Origin of the sequence: Brachybacterium sp. NBEC-018 (assembly GCF_024860185.1) — a bacterium.
Lineage (GTDB): Bacteria > Actinomycetota > Actinomycetes > Actinomycetales > Dermabacteraceae > Brachybacterium > Brachybacterium rhamnosum.
Genome location: NZ_CP100650.1, coordinates 1428287 through 1443293 on the forward strand (window position 1 = coordinate 1428287; position 15007 = coordinate 1443293).

A 15007-nucleotide genomic window follows, 5' to 3' on the forward strand; every position below is an offset into this window, starting at 1 on the left:
CGGGACACGGGCGCGCCCCCGCGTCCAGCCTATCGGCCGGTCACGGGGGCGCTGCACCGCTGTGGACGGGGCGCGTGCCTGCTCGGGTCAGGCTCCCGGGGTGAGGCGGAAGCCGAAGCTCCGCTCGGAGGCGTCGAGCACGTACTCCTGGAGCGGCGCGGGGCCGCAGGCCGCGGAGCCCACGCCCTGCAGCGCCGCGGAGAGCGTCACCCAGGTGCGGCCGTCGGCCTCGAGCGCGCCGTCGTGGTCCTTGCGGTCGAGCTCCGCGGTGGACCAGGGCCGCACGGCGAGGCCCAGGCCCTCCGGCGCATGCAGCGCGAGGGAGCCGGCCTCGCCGCGCAGGTCCGCGGCGACGACGCGGGCCCGGTTGCCGTTCTCCTGCGGGAACACGTACCGCACCTGCAGGTCCTCGAGGGTCGAGGTCCACAGCCCCACGGTCGCGCCGCCGCCGGTGTCCGGGTAGGACTCGTGCGGGCCGGCGCCGTCGTAGGCGACCTCGTCGAGGCCGCCCGGCAGGGCGAGGGTCCAGCCCACGCGCGGCAGCGGGAGGTCCGCGGGCCAGTGCGCGGACGGGGTGACGGTCACGGCCGCCTCGACGGCGGAGGCGTCGCCGCGCCAGGTGGTCGTGACGTCCGCGCCGAGGGAGCTGCCGTCCAGGCCCAGGCGGGTGCGGACCACGAGCGCGTCGCCCTCCGCCGTGAGCGAGACGAGGCGGCGGCGGGGCACGTCCAGCCCGATCCGCTTCCAGCGCGCCTCGAGCGGGTAGTGCGTGCGGGCGCGCTCGTTGTCGACGGGGGCGCGGTAGAGGTCGACGTCGCTGTGCTCGACCTTGAGGCCGCCCAGGGCGATCAGGCGGCCGAGGTCGTCGAAGCGGGCCGGGCCGAGCGTCCAGGAGCCGTCCTCCGCCCGGACCGGCGCGGCGGCCGCGCCGAGGGCGGGCACTGCGGCCGCGCGGGCCGCAGGATCCACGTGGTCCGCCGCGACGATGAGGTGGTCGGCGGGGACGGCCCCCTCGGCCTCGCGGGTCAGCAGGCGCACCACGGTGACGCCGGCCTCCGCGGCGGGGAGCGCGAGCGTGCCGCTCTCGCCGGGGGCGAGCGCGGGCAGCTCGAGCTCCTGCCACGTCAGCTGGCCGTCCACGGAGACCTCGGCACGCAGGTGGGAGAGGTCGCGGAAGGCATGGCGGTTGGTGAGCGTCGCCGAGCCGGCTCCCACCTCGAGCTTCACGGGGGAGTAGTGGTGCTTCGCGTCGAGCAGCGCGGGGGAGGGCGTGCGGTCCGGCAGCACGAGGCCGTCGGCCACGAAGTTGCCGTCGTGCAGGCGCTCGCCGAAGTCGCCGCCGTAGCCCCAGATGCGGTTCCCGGCGGCGTCGGTCGTGACGAGGCCGTGGTCGATCCACTCCCAGATGAAGCCGCCCTGCAGCGAGTCGAACTCGTCGGTCAGCGCCATGTACTCCTTGAGGGAGCCGGCGCCGTTGCCCATCGCGTGCGCGAACTCGATCCACAGGAAGGGCTTGGTGAGGGCGGGGGCGTCGTCGAAGCCGTCGTCGGCCGCGTCGAGCCCCAGGGCGCGCAGCATGCCCACGAGGCGCTCGCGGAACTCCGGGCTGAGGGACTTCTCGCCGATCTCGCGGCTCTCCTGCACCGAGGGGTACATGAGGGAGAAGAGGTCCGCGTCGTCGGTGCGGTAGTCCTGCTCGTAGAGCACGGGGCGGGTCGCATCGGCGTCCCGCACCGCCTGGATCATCGCGGTGGTGACGGAGCCGGTCGCGGCCTCGTTGCCGATGGACCACAGCACGATCGAGGCGTGGTTGCGGTCGCGGCGCACGAAGCGGTCGCTGCGCTCGACGAGCGTCTCGAGGAAGCGGGGGTCGTCCGCGGGCCGACGGGCCGCGCCGGTCGGGTCCTCGCCCCAGGTGGAGTCGGCGTGGAAGCCGTGGGCCTCGAAGTCGCCCTCGCAGATCACGTACAGGCCCTGCTCGTCGCACACCTCGAGGAAGCGCTGGTGGGGCGGGTAGTGGGAGGTGCGCACCGCGTTGAGGTTGTGCCGCTTCATGAGCGCCACGTCGAGGTCCTGGTTCTCGAGGTTCTGGGTGCGGCCCACGTGCTGGTCGACCTCGTGGCGGTTCACGCCGCGGAAGACGACGCGCTCGCCGTTGACGCGCAGCACGTCGCCGTCCACGACGACGCGGCGGAAGCCGAGCTTCAGGCGCACGGTCTCCGCGCCGGAGTCGGCGGTGACGGTCGCCTCGTACAGGGAGGGGACCTCCGCGCTCCAGGGGTCCACGGGGCCGACGGCGACGGGGGTGCCGTCCGCCGGGACCTCGAGGTCGAGGCCGGGGATGCGCACGGTCGCGGGCACGGAGGCGCCGTCGGCGTCGGTCGCGAGCGCCGTGAGGGTGCCCTCGCCGGTCGCGGGGTCGTAGTCGGCGTGGGTGACGAGGTCGTGGATGCCGCCCGCGGGGCGCAGCAGCAGGTCCACGCTGCGGAAGATGCCGGACATCCACCACATGTCCTGGTCCTCGACGTAGGTGTTCACGGACCACTGGACGACCTGCACGTCGAGCCGGTGCTCCGCGGCGCCGTCCTCGCCGGCGCCGGCGAGGGCATCGGTGACGTCGAACTCCTGGGTGAGGCGGCTGCCGGAGGTCACGCCCACCTCGGTGCCGTCGATCAGCACGCGTGCGGCGGAGTCGACGCCCTGGAACCGCAGCAGCACGCGGCCGCCCGCGGCGAGGGCATCGGCCCAGTCGGCGGGGACGGCGACCTGGCGGGAGTAGTGCCCGGTGGGGTTCTCGTCCGGGACGTGGGGGACGTCCACGGGGATCGGGTAGACGACGTTCGTGTACTGCGGGGCGCCGTAGCCCTGCAGCTGCCACAGGCCGGGGACGGTGATCGGGGCGGGCTCGCCGAGGTCGGAGCCGTCGGCCCGGGTGCCGTAGCGGAAGTCCCAGGTGCCGTCGAGGCTCAGCTCGGGGGCGTCGGTGTGCAGGTGGGCGCGGCCGCGCATGCGGTTCCGGCCGGCGGGGAGCTCCTCCCACCACGGGGCGGTCTGCGGAGTGGGGGTGGTCATCGTGCGGCTCCTCGTCGAGTGCGGTGGGACAGGGTTCGTGAACGTTCCCGAGGGACAGCGTAGACCCTCGCGCCGCCCCGTCGGGCGACGCCGACCGCCCGCGCCGTTAGACTCGCTCCTCGTGACCTCGCCTGCGCCCGACGACCGGTGGACCGACCGCCGCCATGACGCCGTCGCGGCCCGCAAGGACGCCTACGAGCAGCTCCGCCGGGCGAGCACGTGGCGCCTGCTCGCCGCGACCAAGGCGCCTGCGGTGCTCTCGATCCTGCAGGCGACCTTCCCTCCCGGCGACCGCCGCCTGCCCCGCTCCGAGCTCGTCGCCCGTGTGGGCGCGCACGTCGGCCTGCTGCGCGACGAGGAGCCCGCTCCCGAGGACGGCGCCGTCACCGGCCGCACCGCCGGGGACTACGTCGACACCTGGGTGCGCGAGGGCTACCTCACGCGCCGCGACGACCAGCAGCACAGCGAGACGACCTTCGAGCCGAGCCCCGCCACGATCGACGCGATCCAGTTCATCGCCTCCCTCGAGGACCACCGGCCCACGACCACCCAGTCCCGCCTGACCCTCGTCATCCAGCAGTTCGACCGCCTCGCCCAGGAGACGGAGACGGACCGCGACGTGCGCCTCGCGGATCTGCAGCGGCGCCGCGAGCGGATCGAGCAGGAGATCCGCGACCTCGCCGAGGGGGAGTTGCTGCTGCCCAGCTCCGAGGCCTCCGCGGACCGCCTGCGCGACATCCTCCAGATCGCCGGCGAGCTCTCCGGCGACTTCCTCCAGTACCGCGAGGACCTCCGCGCCGTCGACCTCCACCTGCGCGAGCAGATCCTCTCCCCGGAGACCGCGCGCGGCGAGATCCTCGAGCAGCTGCTCGCGGGCGACGACCTCCTCGGCCAGTCCACCGTGGGCCGCACGTTCACGGCCTTCTTCCGCATGCTCAACGACCCCGTGCAGACGCGCGAGGCGCAGGAGCTCGTGGACCGCCTCCTCGAGCGCGACTTCGCCCGGGACCTCGATCGCACCGAGCGCGAGCGGCTCGCGAACGTGTTCAGCGACCTCTACGAGCCGGCGCAGGAGGTGCTCGACGTCAAGACCGAGCTCTATCGCTCCCTCGCCCGGTTCGTGCGCTCCCAGGACTTCCGCCAGCACCGCGTGCTGCTCGAGGTGCTCCAGGAGGCGCAGGGGCTCGCCCTCGCGCAGAAGGACGAGGTCCCCACGCGCACCCCGTTCCCGCTCGAGCTGGATCTCTCCCGCGTCCTGCTCTCCTCCGTGTCCCAGCAGCGTCTGAAGGACCCCACGGACCCGGGCGCCCCTGCGGAGGCCGAGGTGCACGACGCGACCGCGCTGAGCGTCGAGGTGCTCCAGGACCTCGTGCGCACGAACGACATCGACATCGTGGGCCTCACCGGGCACGTCAACGCCGTGCGCGGCTCGGGCGCGCAGGGAGGCCAGGCCTCGATCGGGGACGTGCTCCGGGCGCGCCCCGCCGAGCAGGGCCTCGCGAGCGTCATCGGCCTCATGTTCCTCGCGACCCAGCACGCCCAGCAGCGCGAGGGCTCCACGGAGATCGTCACCTGGCGGGAGCTGGACGGGAAGGACTACGCGGCGAAGGTCCCCGCGTACTACTTCCTCGAGGACGTCCCCGTCGACTGACGCAGCGAGCGCGCGAGCGCGGCGAAGACGAGCGCGCACAGGGCGTGCACGGCCAGCACGACGACCAGGGCGTGGTCCGCCGCGCCGCCGTCGGCCCCGGCGAGGCTCCAGAACAGCCCGCCGAGCACCGCGACTCCCAGGGTCAGGCCGAGCTGCTGCGCGGTCGCGAAGAGGCCGCTCGCGATCCCGGCCGCCCACTGCGGCGCCTGCGAGAGCACCGTGCTCAGCAGCGGGCCGAACATGAGGGCCTGCGCGGCGCCCAGCGGCACGAGGCCCCACTGCAGGGCCATCGGCGAGGAGTGGCCGGTGAGCACGAGCGCCGCGAGGGCGAGGAGCGCGAGGGCCTGCGCCACGGCCGCCCGCGTCATGGTGCGCGGCCCCGCCCCGGGCAGGAGCCGCGGCAGCAGCGCGGAGGCGGTCACGAAGGCGATGCCGAAGCCGAGCACGAGCAGGGCCGGGCCGAGGGTCCCGCCGTCCGTCCGCAGCTGGGCGAAGGAGGTCACCTCGTAGAGGAAGGCGCCGTAGGTGACGAAGAACAGCAGGGCCATGAGCAGACCGCGGTGCACGACCGGCAGGGCGAGGGCCGAGGGCGGGACCACGCCGAGCCGGCCGGCCCGCTCGGAGCGCCGCTGGAGCATCCAGAACAGGGCGAGGGCGAGGACACCGGCGGCGAGGGAGAGCAGGGTCCACAGCGGCCAGCCGGCGGAGCGGCCCAGGGTGAGCGGGATGACGAGCAGCAGCAGCGTCGCCCCGAGCAGCGCGGCGCCGCCCGCATCGAGGGCGAGCGGGGCCGAGGAGCGGGTGCGGGGCACGCGGGGGAGCCCGGCCGCGCCGATCAGGGCGATGAGGCCGATGAGCAGCTGCACGGCCCGCCAGCCGAGGTGCTCGGGCAGGGCGCTCGCGACGAGACCGGCCATGAGCTGCCCGACGACGGTGCTCACCCCGGCGACGGCCGCGAAGAGCATGAGGCCCGTGGTGCGCAGCGGCTCGGGGGCCGCGGCGCGGATCGTGGAGAGCACCTGCGGGGTGAGCAGGCCCGCGGCGACGCCCAGCAGCACCCGCAGGACGACCGCGGCGTGCAGCGTGGGGGCGAAGGCCGTGAGGACGCTCATGAGCACCATCGACAGGGAGCCCACGAGCAGCAGCCGGCGGCGGCCCCAGCGGTCCCCGAGCCGGCCCGCGATCACGAGGCTCGCGGCGAAGGCCGTGGTGTAGGCGGCGAGCACGAGCTGCTGGCCGGAGGCGTCCGCGCCGAGGTCCCGCCCGATGGGGTCCGCGAGCACGTTCGCGGAGCCGAAGACGATGTTGACCGGCGCGTACGCGAGCAGCAGCACGGCCAGCCCGCCGCGCGTGAGGGTGCCCGCGGCGGGGTCGGGGCCAACGGCGGGGCCGGTGGGCGGGGCGGGCGCCGCGAGGGCCGGTGGGGTGGGGGCGGGAGCGCGGAGGGAGGACGACATGCCCCGACCCTCCGCCCGCGCGGATCCTGGGACCAGGAGTGCGCTCATACGGGTATCACCACCACCTGGATAGCGGGGCCCGCGGGGTCCAGACTGGTCCGGTGCCCGATGCAGAAGCCTCCGCCACCCGCCGCAAGGAGCTCGGCGCGTTCCTGCGCGCCCGCCGCGAGAAGGTGACGCCGCAGCAGGCGGGGCTTCCCGGCTCCGGCCGCCGGCGCACCCCCGGCCTGCGCCGCGAGGAGGTCGCCCAGCTCGCCGGGATCGGCACCACCTGGTACACGTGGCTCGAGCAGGGGCGCGCGACCGGTGTCTCGGACCAGGTGCTCGACGCGGTCGCCCGGGTGCTGCGGATGACGGCCGCGGAGCGACGCCACCTCGCGGTGCTCTCCGGCCGTGCCCCCGCGAAGCGCACGCCGCTCATGGAGGTCCGTCCCGAGCACACGGCGCTGCTCGAGCAGCTGCTGCCCTTCCCCGCGGCGGTGCAGACCGACGCCTACGACCTCATCGCCGCGAACCGCACCTACCGCCACCTCTTCGGTGATCTCGACGCTCTCCCCGTCGAGGACCGCAACTGCGCCTGGCTGCTGTTCACGGATCCCGGCTGGCGCGGCGCCCTCCCGGACGAGGACGAGGTGCTCCCGGACATCGTGGCGCGCCTGCGCGGTCGCCATGCCGAGCACAGCGGCCGCGGCCGGGTCGACGAGCTGGTCACGCGCCTGCAGGGTACGTCGGAGGACTTCGCGCGGCTCTGGGAGCGCGGGGACGTCGCCGACGACCGCTCCCGGCTGCGCCGCTACCACTCCCCGCGGGCGGGGCTGCTCACCGTGCACTTCCAGAGCCTGTGGCTCGATCCCGACCGCGGCTCCCGGATCGTGGTCATGGTCCCGGCGGACGACCTCACCCGCGAGCGCCTGGTGCGCCTCGCGGCCGCGGTCGCAGAGGATCCGGCCTGGACGGCCCCGCTCGCGGCGGCCGACGGCGCCTCCCTCGTCGGCTGAGCAGCGACCGGGGAGTCAGCCCTCCTCGGTTCGGCCCGCCTCGGGGGAGGACTCCTCCTCGAGCTCGGCGAGGGCCGGTGCGGCGTCGGCGCGGAGCTGATCGAGGTCCGCTCCGAAGCGGCTCATCCGGCAGCCGAGCCCGTTGGGCTTGATCTCGATGCCCTCGGCCTCCCAGTGCGGACGCGCCCGGGCGAGCAGGGGATGGTCGCCGCTCGCGTTCGTCACCCGCCACCACGCGACCGACGATCCCCAGGTGCCCATGATGCGGCCCACGAGGCGTGGGCCCACACCGACGATCGCCCCGACCTCGCCGTAGGCGACGACGCGGCCCGGCGGGATCGCCTCGACCACGCGCAGCACCCGCTCGACGGTGAGGTCGTCCATGCGGGTGCGCGGGGTGGTCGGCCGACGGTCGCTGGGCATGGGGGAAGTCTGACACGGAGGGGAGGGCCGGACACGGTCGAGCGGCACCCGTCCTGCCGGGGCAGGGCGGATGCCGCTCGTGGTGCGCCGGGTCCCGCGGTGCGGGCTCAGCGGTGTCGGAGATCAGCGCCGGGGCTGGTCGCCCTCCTCAGGAGGGATCACGCCGTCGGTGCCCTCCTCCGGAGAGCGGAACTCGGGCGACCGGTCGTCGGTCCGACCCTGCCCCTGGCCCAGGTAGTCCTCGTCCTCCCGGAGGAACTCCGCCGGCTCGGCGCCGAACTGGCCCTCGCCGTAGGGGGAGACGCGGGGCTGGTGAGCGCCCTGGCCGGCCTGCTGGTCGCCGTGAAGCGGGGCCTGCTCGCCGTACCGCTGACCCTCGCCGTACTGCTGGCCCTCTCCGTACTGCTGGCCCTCGCCGTACGTCTGGCCTGCCTGGGCGGTCTGGCCGTCCTGGGTGCCCTGGCCGTACTGCGGGGCCTGCTCGCTGTACTCACGGCTCACGCCGTCGTACTGCGGCAGCGACTCGGAGGAGCCGTCCGTGGCGGAGGTCCGCTCGGCACCGGTCGACGCATCCCACCGGGCCTTGTCGCCGGACGCCGTGCGGTCGTCGGCCGCGTAGTCCTCCTGCACGGTCTCGAAGACCGGGGTGGAGCCGGCGGACCCGCCGACGTCCCCGTCGCCGTCCTCGCGCACCTCCGCCCAGCGCTGCTCGGAGCCGCCCTGCCCGGTGGTGCTCCGGCCGTAGGAGCTCTGCTCGTACGAGCCCTGCCCGGCACCGTACGAGGCGGACGAGTCCGGCTCGGACCCGCGGACCTCGGCGCCCTTGCCCTCCCGGGTGGACTCGCCGGAGGCGCCGGCGAGGCCGGCCCCGCCGACGGCTCCGGCTGCCGCACCGGCGCCGGCGCCGGCACCGGTCGTGGTCGTCCCGGAATCGACCGGGCGGGCCTCGCCGTACTCGGTGGAGCGCTCCTGGTCATAGGGGCGGTCCTGGTCGGAGGAGCGGTCCGTCCGCGGCTCCTCAGCACGATCGCCCTCCGGGGCCGGACGGCCCTGAGCGGATCGGTCGTCCTGGGAGTCGACGGTGCGGTCCCGGGCCTCGCCGGCGGCGGTGTCGCCGCCGAGGTCGCCCTGCGGGTCGCGGATCACGTCGGGATTGTCCGCGGCGGAGCCGTACCAGGTCTCGTCGCGGTCGCCGTCGGTGCCGTCGAGCGACCCGCGGTCCTCACGGTCCTCGCGCCCGGCGCCGGCCAGGCCGTCGTCCTCCCGGCGTCGGTCGCCGTCAACGCGATCCTGGCCGTCCTGCGCACGACCCTCGTCCTGCGCACGACCCTCCTGCACGAGCCCGTCCTGCTCACGTGCGGAGCGGTCCTGCTCGGACCCGCGGACCTCGGCGCCCTGGCCCTCACGGGTGGACTCGCCGGAGGCGCCGGCGAGGCCGGCCCCGCCGACGGCTCCGGCTGCCGCACCGGCACCGGTCGTGGTCGTCCCGGACTCGACCGGGCGGGCCTCGCCGTACTCGGTGGAGCGCTCCTGTCCGTCCCGGCGGTCCCCGTCCTCGCCGGAGGCGGTGGCGCCGCCCAGGTCGCCCTGCGGGTCGCGGATCACGTCGGGGTTGTCCGCGGCGGAGCCGTACCGGGTCTCGTCGCGGTCGCCGTCGGAGCGCTCCTGGCCGTCCAGCGGACGACCTTCCTGCACGAGCCCGTCCTGCTCACGCCCGGAGCGATCCTGAGGATCGCGACGATCCTCGAGGCCCTGGCGCGTGCCGTCGGCATCACGGTCCTCACGGTGGTCACCGTCCTCGCGGTGATCCCGGTCGGCGCGGTGGGAGGCGGCGGCTCCGGCGGCGACGCCACCGGCGGCACCGGCGCCCACGGCGGCGGCGGTCGCGCCGCGGCTGCTCCCGTCGCGCTCCGACTCGTCACGGCCCGCACGGTCACGGTCCGTCTCGTCACGGACGGCGTCGTCACGAGCGGCGTCGTCACGACCAGCGCCGTCACCGACCGACGCAGCGCGGCGGTCGTCCTGAGCCTCCGGACGGTCGCCGAGGGGGCGATCCTGCTCGGCGCGGTGGCCGTCCTCGCGGTTCCCGAGGTCCCCCTGCGGGTCGCGGATCACGTCGGGGTTGTCCGCGGCGGAGCCGGCGGCGTAGCCCCCGGCAGCACCACCGGCGGCGCCTGCTGCGGCGGCGGTCCCTGATCGTCCCGCCCCGTCACGATCCGAGCCGACACGACCGGAGTCGTCGCGATCGGTCGAGGCGGTGCCCTCGGTGCTCTCGGTGCCCTGGGTGCTCTGGGCACCGTCGTCGGCCGGACGGTCCTGTCCGCTCACGGGCCGGTCCTCGGTCGTGCCCTCGGCGACGGGCTCCTGGGCATGGCGACCGCGGTGCTCCTCATGGCGCGAGGCGGCGGTCCCGGCGGCGACGCCGCCCACCGCACCGGCCCCGAGGCCCGCCGCGGCGGCGGTCCCGGCGCCGCTGCTGTGGCGGTGCTCGTCCTGGCCCTCGTGGGTCTGCTCGGTCGTGCGGGACGCGTCGGCGGCGGTGCGGTCGTCGACGGAGCGGTCGACGGCGGCGTCCGCCGTGGTCTCGCGCGAGGTCCCGACCGTGCGGTCCTCCGCACGCGTGCCGCTGCCCTCGGCTCCGGTCACGCCGGCCTCGGATCCCGTGGGAGCGGGCTCCGCGCGGTGGTCCCGGCCCTGCGATGCGGCGACCGCGGTCGCGCCACCGGCGCCCGCCCCGGCGGCCGCCGCGGTCCCGGCGCCCGAGCCGTCACGCTCGGTGCGCCCGGCATCATCCGTGCCGTCGGCGCGGCCGGTGTGGCCGGATGCCTTCTCGGGATCCTCGACATCGGGGTCCAGGCGATCCGCCTCGGCGAGCTGCTCCTGCACCGCCGAGCGGTCCTGCTCGACCGCGGTGCGCTGCTTCTCCGCCTCGGCGCGTCGGCGCTCGGCGTTGATCTGCTCCTGCTCGGCCTCCTTGGCCTTGCGCTCCGCCTCCAGGCGGGTGCGGTCCGCTTCGAGCTCGGTCTCGCGGGCCTTGAGGTCGCGCTCCTTCACGGCGGCCTCGTCGGCGCGTGCCTTCTCGCGCATCTCCGCGGCCCGCTGGCGGTCCGCGGCCTCCTGCGCCTCGCGGCGCTTCCGGGCGCTGCGCGCACCCAGGACGATGAGGAGGATGATCAGGAGGATCACCACCACGGCGATCACGATGATCAGGGGGACAGAGACGTCTGACATGGCTGCTCCTTGCCGTCGGTCCCCGGCCCGGCCGGGACGGGGATTCCTGCGGGATGCCCCCTGATTCCACCAGATCACGTGGCCCGGGTCACGCTTTCGACACAATCGGCTTCTCATCCGCCCGGCGTGCACCCCTATGTCCGCCGGTAGGGTAGGGCGCTGTGACGAGCACCGGATACCGCCCCGAGCCCGGCGAGCAGGACGACCTCGACCAGGCCGTCGACGCCCCCACCGCCCCCGGCGGCGCCCTCGTGGACGAGTCCCGCCGGGTGCTCGTGCACCTGATGCAGGGGCCCTTCCTCGACGGCCGCCGCGACCCGAACCGCTACGGGCAGCTGCTGCGGGACCGCGCCGCGATCGAGCGGCGGCTCGCCGACCTCTTCCTCGAGCTCGTCGTGGACGACGATGCGCAGGTCGCCTTCGTCCGGCAGAGCGAGGACGACCCCGACGCCCCCAAGCTGCTGCGGCGGCTGACCGGCCTGAACCGCCTGGACTCCGTGCTGCTGCTCGTGCTGCGGCAGATGCTGCTCACCCAGTCCTCGCGCGGCCAGCGCACCGTCGTCTCCGAGGCGGAGATCCAGCAGGCCCTCGCCGCCTACCGCCGCACCACCTCGACGGACGAGGCCGGCTTCGCCAAGGAGGTGCGCGCCTCGATCGCGAAGGTCCAGCGCGCGGGCCTGCTCGACGAGCAGGGCACGGACTACGAGGTCTCCCCGGTGCTGCGGCTCATGATCGGCCCGGACGTGGCGCGCGAGTTCATCGACCTCTACCGGCAGGCCGGCGTCGGCGGGCTCGACGACCCCGTGGATGCCGACGGCGCGGAGGAGGACGGGGACGCCGACGAGGACGCCTCCGCACAGGAGACCCCCGCGGCGCCCTGATCGCCCGGGCCCGCCGACCCCGCCCGGACGTGATCCGGGCCGCATTCCGCGTGGGGCCCGACGCTGTGACGGGCACCGATGTCCGGAAGGCATGCTGAGCACGGGTTTCCTGAACGAACTTCAATTGAGCACATCAGGCGTTGCGTAATAAGGTCAGCCTCACCTCATCCTCTTCCCGAGGGTGCCGAGAGAAGGACCGTCCATGTCGCGCTCGCTCCCGCGCCGCTCCGTCGTGCTCACCGCCCTTGCCGTGCCCGCGCTGACCGCGCTCGCCGCCTGCAGCGGCGGCTCGACGACCACCTCCGCCGACGGCGGCGGCTCCGCCTCCGACGGCGGCTCCGGCGCGACCGGCACCTTCCCCGCGACCGTCGAGCACATCTACGGCACCACCGAGATCGCCGCGGAGCCCACGCGCATCGCGACCGTCTCCTGGGTCAACGGCGACACCCTCCTCGCGCTCGACATCGTCCCCGTCGGCATGCCCCTCGTCGAGTGGGGCGGCAACGACAACAAGTCCACCGACTGGATCGACGCGAAGCTCGAGGAGCTCGGCGCCGCCTGGGGCAGCGACAAGGCCCCCACCACCTACTCCGAGGCCGACGGCGTCAACACCGACGAGATCGCCGCGCTCACCCCGGACCTCATCGTCGCCGCCTACTCCGGCCTCACCCAGGAGGAGTACGACACGCTGAGCAAGATCGCGCCGACCATCGGCCCGCTCGCCGCGGGCTACACCGCCTCCTGGGACGACGTGCTCACCGCCGTCGGCACCGCCACCGGCCGCAGCGACCGGGCGAAGGAGCTCGGCGAGCAGGTCACCGCCGATCTCGCGAAGGTCGGGACGGACAACCCCGAGGTCGGCGAGTCCACCTTCATCGCCTCGAACCTGTCGCTGACGGACCACAAGATCAGCATCTACTCCGGCGACGACACCCGTCCCCGCTTCTTCACCGCCCTCGGCATGACCCAGGCCGAGGTCGTCACCGAGAACACGAAGGACGCGAGCACCTTCTACTTCGACTGGTCCGCCGAGCGCGGCGACGAGCTCGTCTCCGACGTCATCTACACCTGGGCCTCCGCCGGGGACACCGTCGAGACCTTCCAGAAGGACTCCCTGTTCCAGCAGATCCCGGCCGTCGCGAGCGGCGCCCTCGTCCTCACCACGGACGACCACCAGACCCTCTCGATCTCCGCGGCGAGCGTGCTGAGCCTCCCGTGGGCGATCGAGAACGTCGTCCCCGCCGTCGTCGAGGCCGCGAAGACGGCGCAGGCCTGAGACGTGCCCTCCCGCACCACCGTGCTCGTGATCGCCGGGAGCGTCCTCGCCCTGGCGATCGCGTGCGCGCTCTCCCTCATGGTGGGGGCACGGACGGTCCCCCCGGGCACGGCGTGGCAGGCCCTCGTGGCCTACGACCCGACGCTCGCGGACCACGCGGTGGTGCACAGCCGGCTGCAGCGGACCCTCGCGGGCCTCGCCGTCGGCATCGCCCTCGCCCTCGCGGGCGCGGGCCTCCAGGGCATGACCCGCAACCCGCTCGCCGATCCCGGGATCCTGGGGCTGAACAGCGGCGCCGCCGCCGCGGTCGCCCTCGGGGTCTACCTGCTGGGGCTCGGCTCCGTCACCCAGTTCATGGTCGCCGGCTTCCTCGGCGCCGCGGTCGCCGCGGTGATCGTCTACGCGATCGCCTCCGCCTCCCGCTCCGGCGCCACCCCCGTCACCCTCGCGATCGCGGGGGCCGCCGTCACGGCCGGGCTCGGCTCCGTCGTGAACGGCCTCGTCATCCTCGACCAGGGCGCCCTGGACCGGATGCGCGCCTGGCAGGTGGGCACCCTGGGCGCCCGCGACCTCGGCGACCTCGCCCGTGTGGCGCCTTTCCTCGTCGCCGGCGTGCTCGTCGTGCTCGGCTCCGCGCGCGCCCTGAACGCCCTCGCCCTCGGGGACGACGCCGCGACCGGGCTCGGCGTCCACGTGGGCCGGGTGCGGACGGTCCTCGGCATCGGGATCGTCCTGCTCGTCGGCTCCGCCGTCTCCCTCGCGGGTCCCGTCGGCTTCCTGGGCCTCGTCGTCCCGCACGCCGTGCGCCTCCTCGCCGGCTCCGACCATCGCCGCCTGCTGCCGATCTCGCTGCTCGTGGGACCCGCGGTGCTGCTCCTGGCCGACGTCGCCGGCCGCGTGATCGCGCCGCCCGCGGAGGTGCAGGTCGGCGTCATGACCGCGCTGCTCGGCGTGCCCGTCTTCCTCGTCCTGCTGCGCACCCGGAAGCGGGTGGCCCTGTGAGCGCCCGCCGCCGTCTCCTGCTCCCTCTCGCCCTCGCGCTGGTCGTCGCGGGCCTCGTCGTCGTGCGGGTCCTCGTCGGCACGCCGATGGTCTACGCGGACCTCGCCGTGCGCGCCGTGCTCGGCGAGCAGATCCCCGGGGTCTCCTTCATCGTCATGGACGACCGCCTGCCCGCCGCCGTCGTCGGGGTCCTCGGCGGCGCCGCCCTCGGACTCTCCGGCACCGTCTTCCAGACGATGCTGCGCAACCCCCTCGCGAGCCCCGACGTCATCGGCGTGACCCTCGGCTCCTCCGCCGCGGCGGTCGCCGGAATGGCGCTCGTCGACGCCCAGGGCCTCGCCCTGTTCTGGTGGACCCTGCTCGGCGGGCTCCTCACCGCACTCCTCGTCCTCTGGGTCGCGCAGGCGCACCGCCGCGGCGGTCACGGCGCCGGGGGAGCGGGAGCGGTCGACGACCGCTTCGTGCTCGTCGGCATCGGCGTGGCCGCCGCCCTCCTCGCGCTCGTGCAGTACCTGCTCAGCCGCATGGAGACGAAGAAGGCGGGGGACACCATGCACTGGCTGGTCGGCTCGCTCTCCGGCGCGACCTGGCCGCGGGTCGCGGTGCTCGCCGGGGCGCTCGTCGTCCTGATCCCCGTGCTCGCGGCGCTCGTGGGGCGCCTGCGGATCCTCCAGCTGGGCGACGACACCGCCGCGAGCCTGGGCCTGCCCGTCCCCGCCACGCGCATCGCGCTCGTGCTCGTGGGCGTGCTGCTGAGCTCCTTCACCGTCGCGGTCGCCGGCCCGCTCGCCTTCGTCGCCTTCCTCGCCGGGCCCATCGCCCGACTCCTCGCCGGGCGTCCCAGCTTCGTCCTCGCCGCGCTGCTCGGCGCGGTGCTCGTGCTCGCGGCCGACGTCGCGGGCCAGAACCTCTTCGGCCGCGTCGAGATGCCGGCCGGCGTCATCACCGGAGCGCTCGGGGCGCCGTTCCTGCTGTGGATGCTCATGCGCTCCTCGACCACCGGCCGCGGAAGGTGA

10 protein-coding genes are annotated in these 15007 nt (G+C 74.9%); 6 read left to right on the forward strand and 4 right to left on the reverse strand.

The window, feature by feature from the left end:
• Positions 1–87: 87 nt before the first annotated feature.
• On the reverse strand, positions 88–3072 hold the full coding sequence (locus NLU66_RS06310) for a glycoside hydrolase family 2 TIM barrel-domain containing protein (protein ID WP_259362090.1): 2985 nt from the start codon (positions 3070–3072) through the stop codon (positions 88–90).
• Positions 3073–3193: 121 nt separating this feature from the next.
• Here NLU66_RS06310 and NLU66_RS06315 point away from each other — a divergent pair, with 121 nt between their 5' ends.
• Positions 3194–4723 carry a DUF3375 domain-containing protein gene (locus NLU66_RS06315; protein WP_259362091.1) on the forward strand — a complete coding sequence of 510 codons (1530 nt, stop codon included), beginning with the start codon at positions 3194–3196 and terminating at the stop codon, positions 4721–4723.
• Here NLU66_RS06315 and NLU66_RS06320 read toward each other — a convergent pair.
• Positions 4693–6180 (reverse strand): MFS transporter, encoded by a 1488-nt coding sequence (locus tag NLU66_RS06320; protein ID WP_259362092.1) that lies wholly within the window; start codon positions 6178–6180, stop codon positions 4693–4695. The two genes, NLU66_RS06315 and NLU66_RS06320, sit on opposite strands and share 31 nt — an antisense overlap.
• Positions 6181–6281: 101 nt before the next feature.
• On the opposite strand from NLU66_RS06320, the gene NLU66_RS06325 reads away from it, so the two are divergent.
• The gene (locus NLU66_RS06325; RefSeq protein WP_259362093.1) at positions 6282–7178 is read left to right on the forward strand and encodes a helix-turn-helix transcriptional regulator; all 897 of its coding nucleotides are present in this window, start codon (positions 6282–6284) and stop codon (positions 7176–7178) included.
• Between the two features lie 15 nt (positions 7179–7193).
• Here the strand turns inward: NLU66_RS06325 and NLU66_RS06330 are convergent, their stop codons facing one another.
• Both NLU66_RS06330 and NLU66_RS06335 read right to left on the reverse strand, forming a co-directional pair.
• Entirely contained in the window at positions 7194–7601 is a 408-nt protein-coding gene (locus NLU66_RS06330) for an MGMT family protein (protein WP_259362094.1), read from the reverse strand.
• Between the two features lie 123 nt (positions 7602–7724).
• Positions 7725–10832 (reverse strand): hypothetical protein, encoded by a 3108-nt coding sequence (locus NLU66_RS06335; RefSeq protein ID WP_259362095.1) that lies wholly within the window; start codon positions 10830–10832, stop codon positions 7725–7727.
• A gap of 161 nt (positions 10833–10993) precedes the next feature.
• Between NLU66_RS06335 and NLU66_RS06340 the strand changes: the two genes are divergently transcribed.
• The 4 genes from NLU66_RS06340 (at position 10994) to NLU66_RS06355 (ending at position 15007) form a co-directional block, all read left to right on the forward strand.
• Positions 10994–11713, forward strand: a complete 720-nt coding sequence (locus NLU66_RS06340) for a DUF4194 domain-containing protein (RefSeq protein ID WP_259362096.1) — start codon at positions 10994–10996, stop codon at positions 11711–11713.
• 202 nt (positions 11714–11915) lie between these two features.
• The gene (locus tag NLU66_RS06345) at positions 11916–12989 is read left to right on the forward strand and encodes an ABC transporter substrate-binding protein (protein WP_259362097.1); all 1074 of its coding nucleotides are present in this window, start codon (positions 11916–11918) and stop codon (positions 12987–12989) included.
• 3 nt (positions 12990–12992) lie between these two features.
• Complete coding sequence (locus NLU66_RS06350) at positions 12993–13991, forward strand: FecCD family ABC transporter permease (protein ID WP_259362098.1); 999 nt, start codon at positions 12993–12995, stop codon at positions 13989–13991.
• Positions 13988–15007, forward strand: coding sequence for a FecCD family ABC transporter permease (locus NLU66_RS06355; protein WP_259362099.1), 1020 nt, complete (start codon positions 13988–13990; stop codon positions 15005–15007). The genes NLU66_RS06350 and NLU66_RS06355 overlap by 4 nt, the downstream gene beginning before the upstream one ends.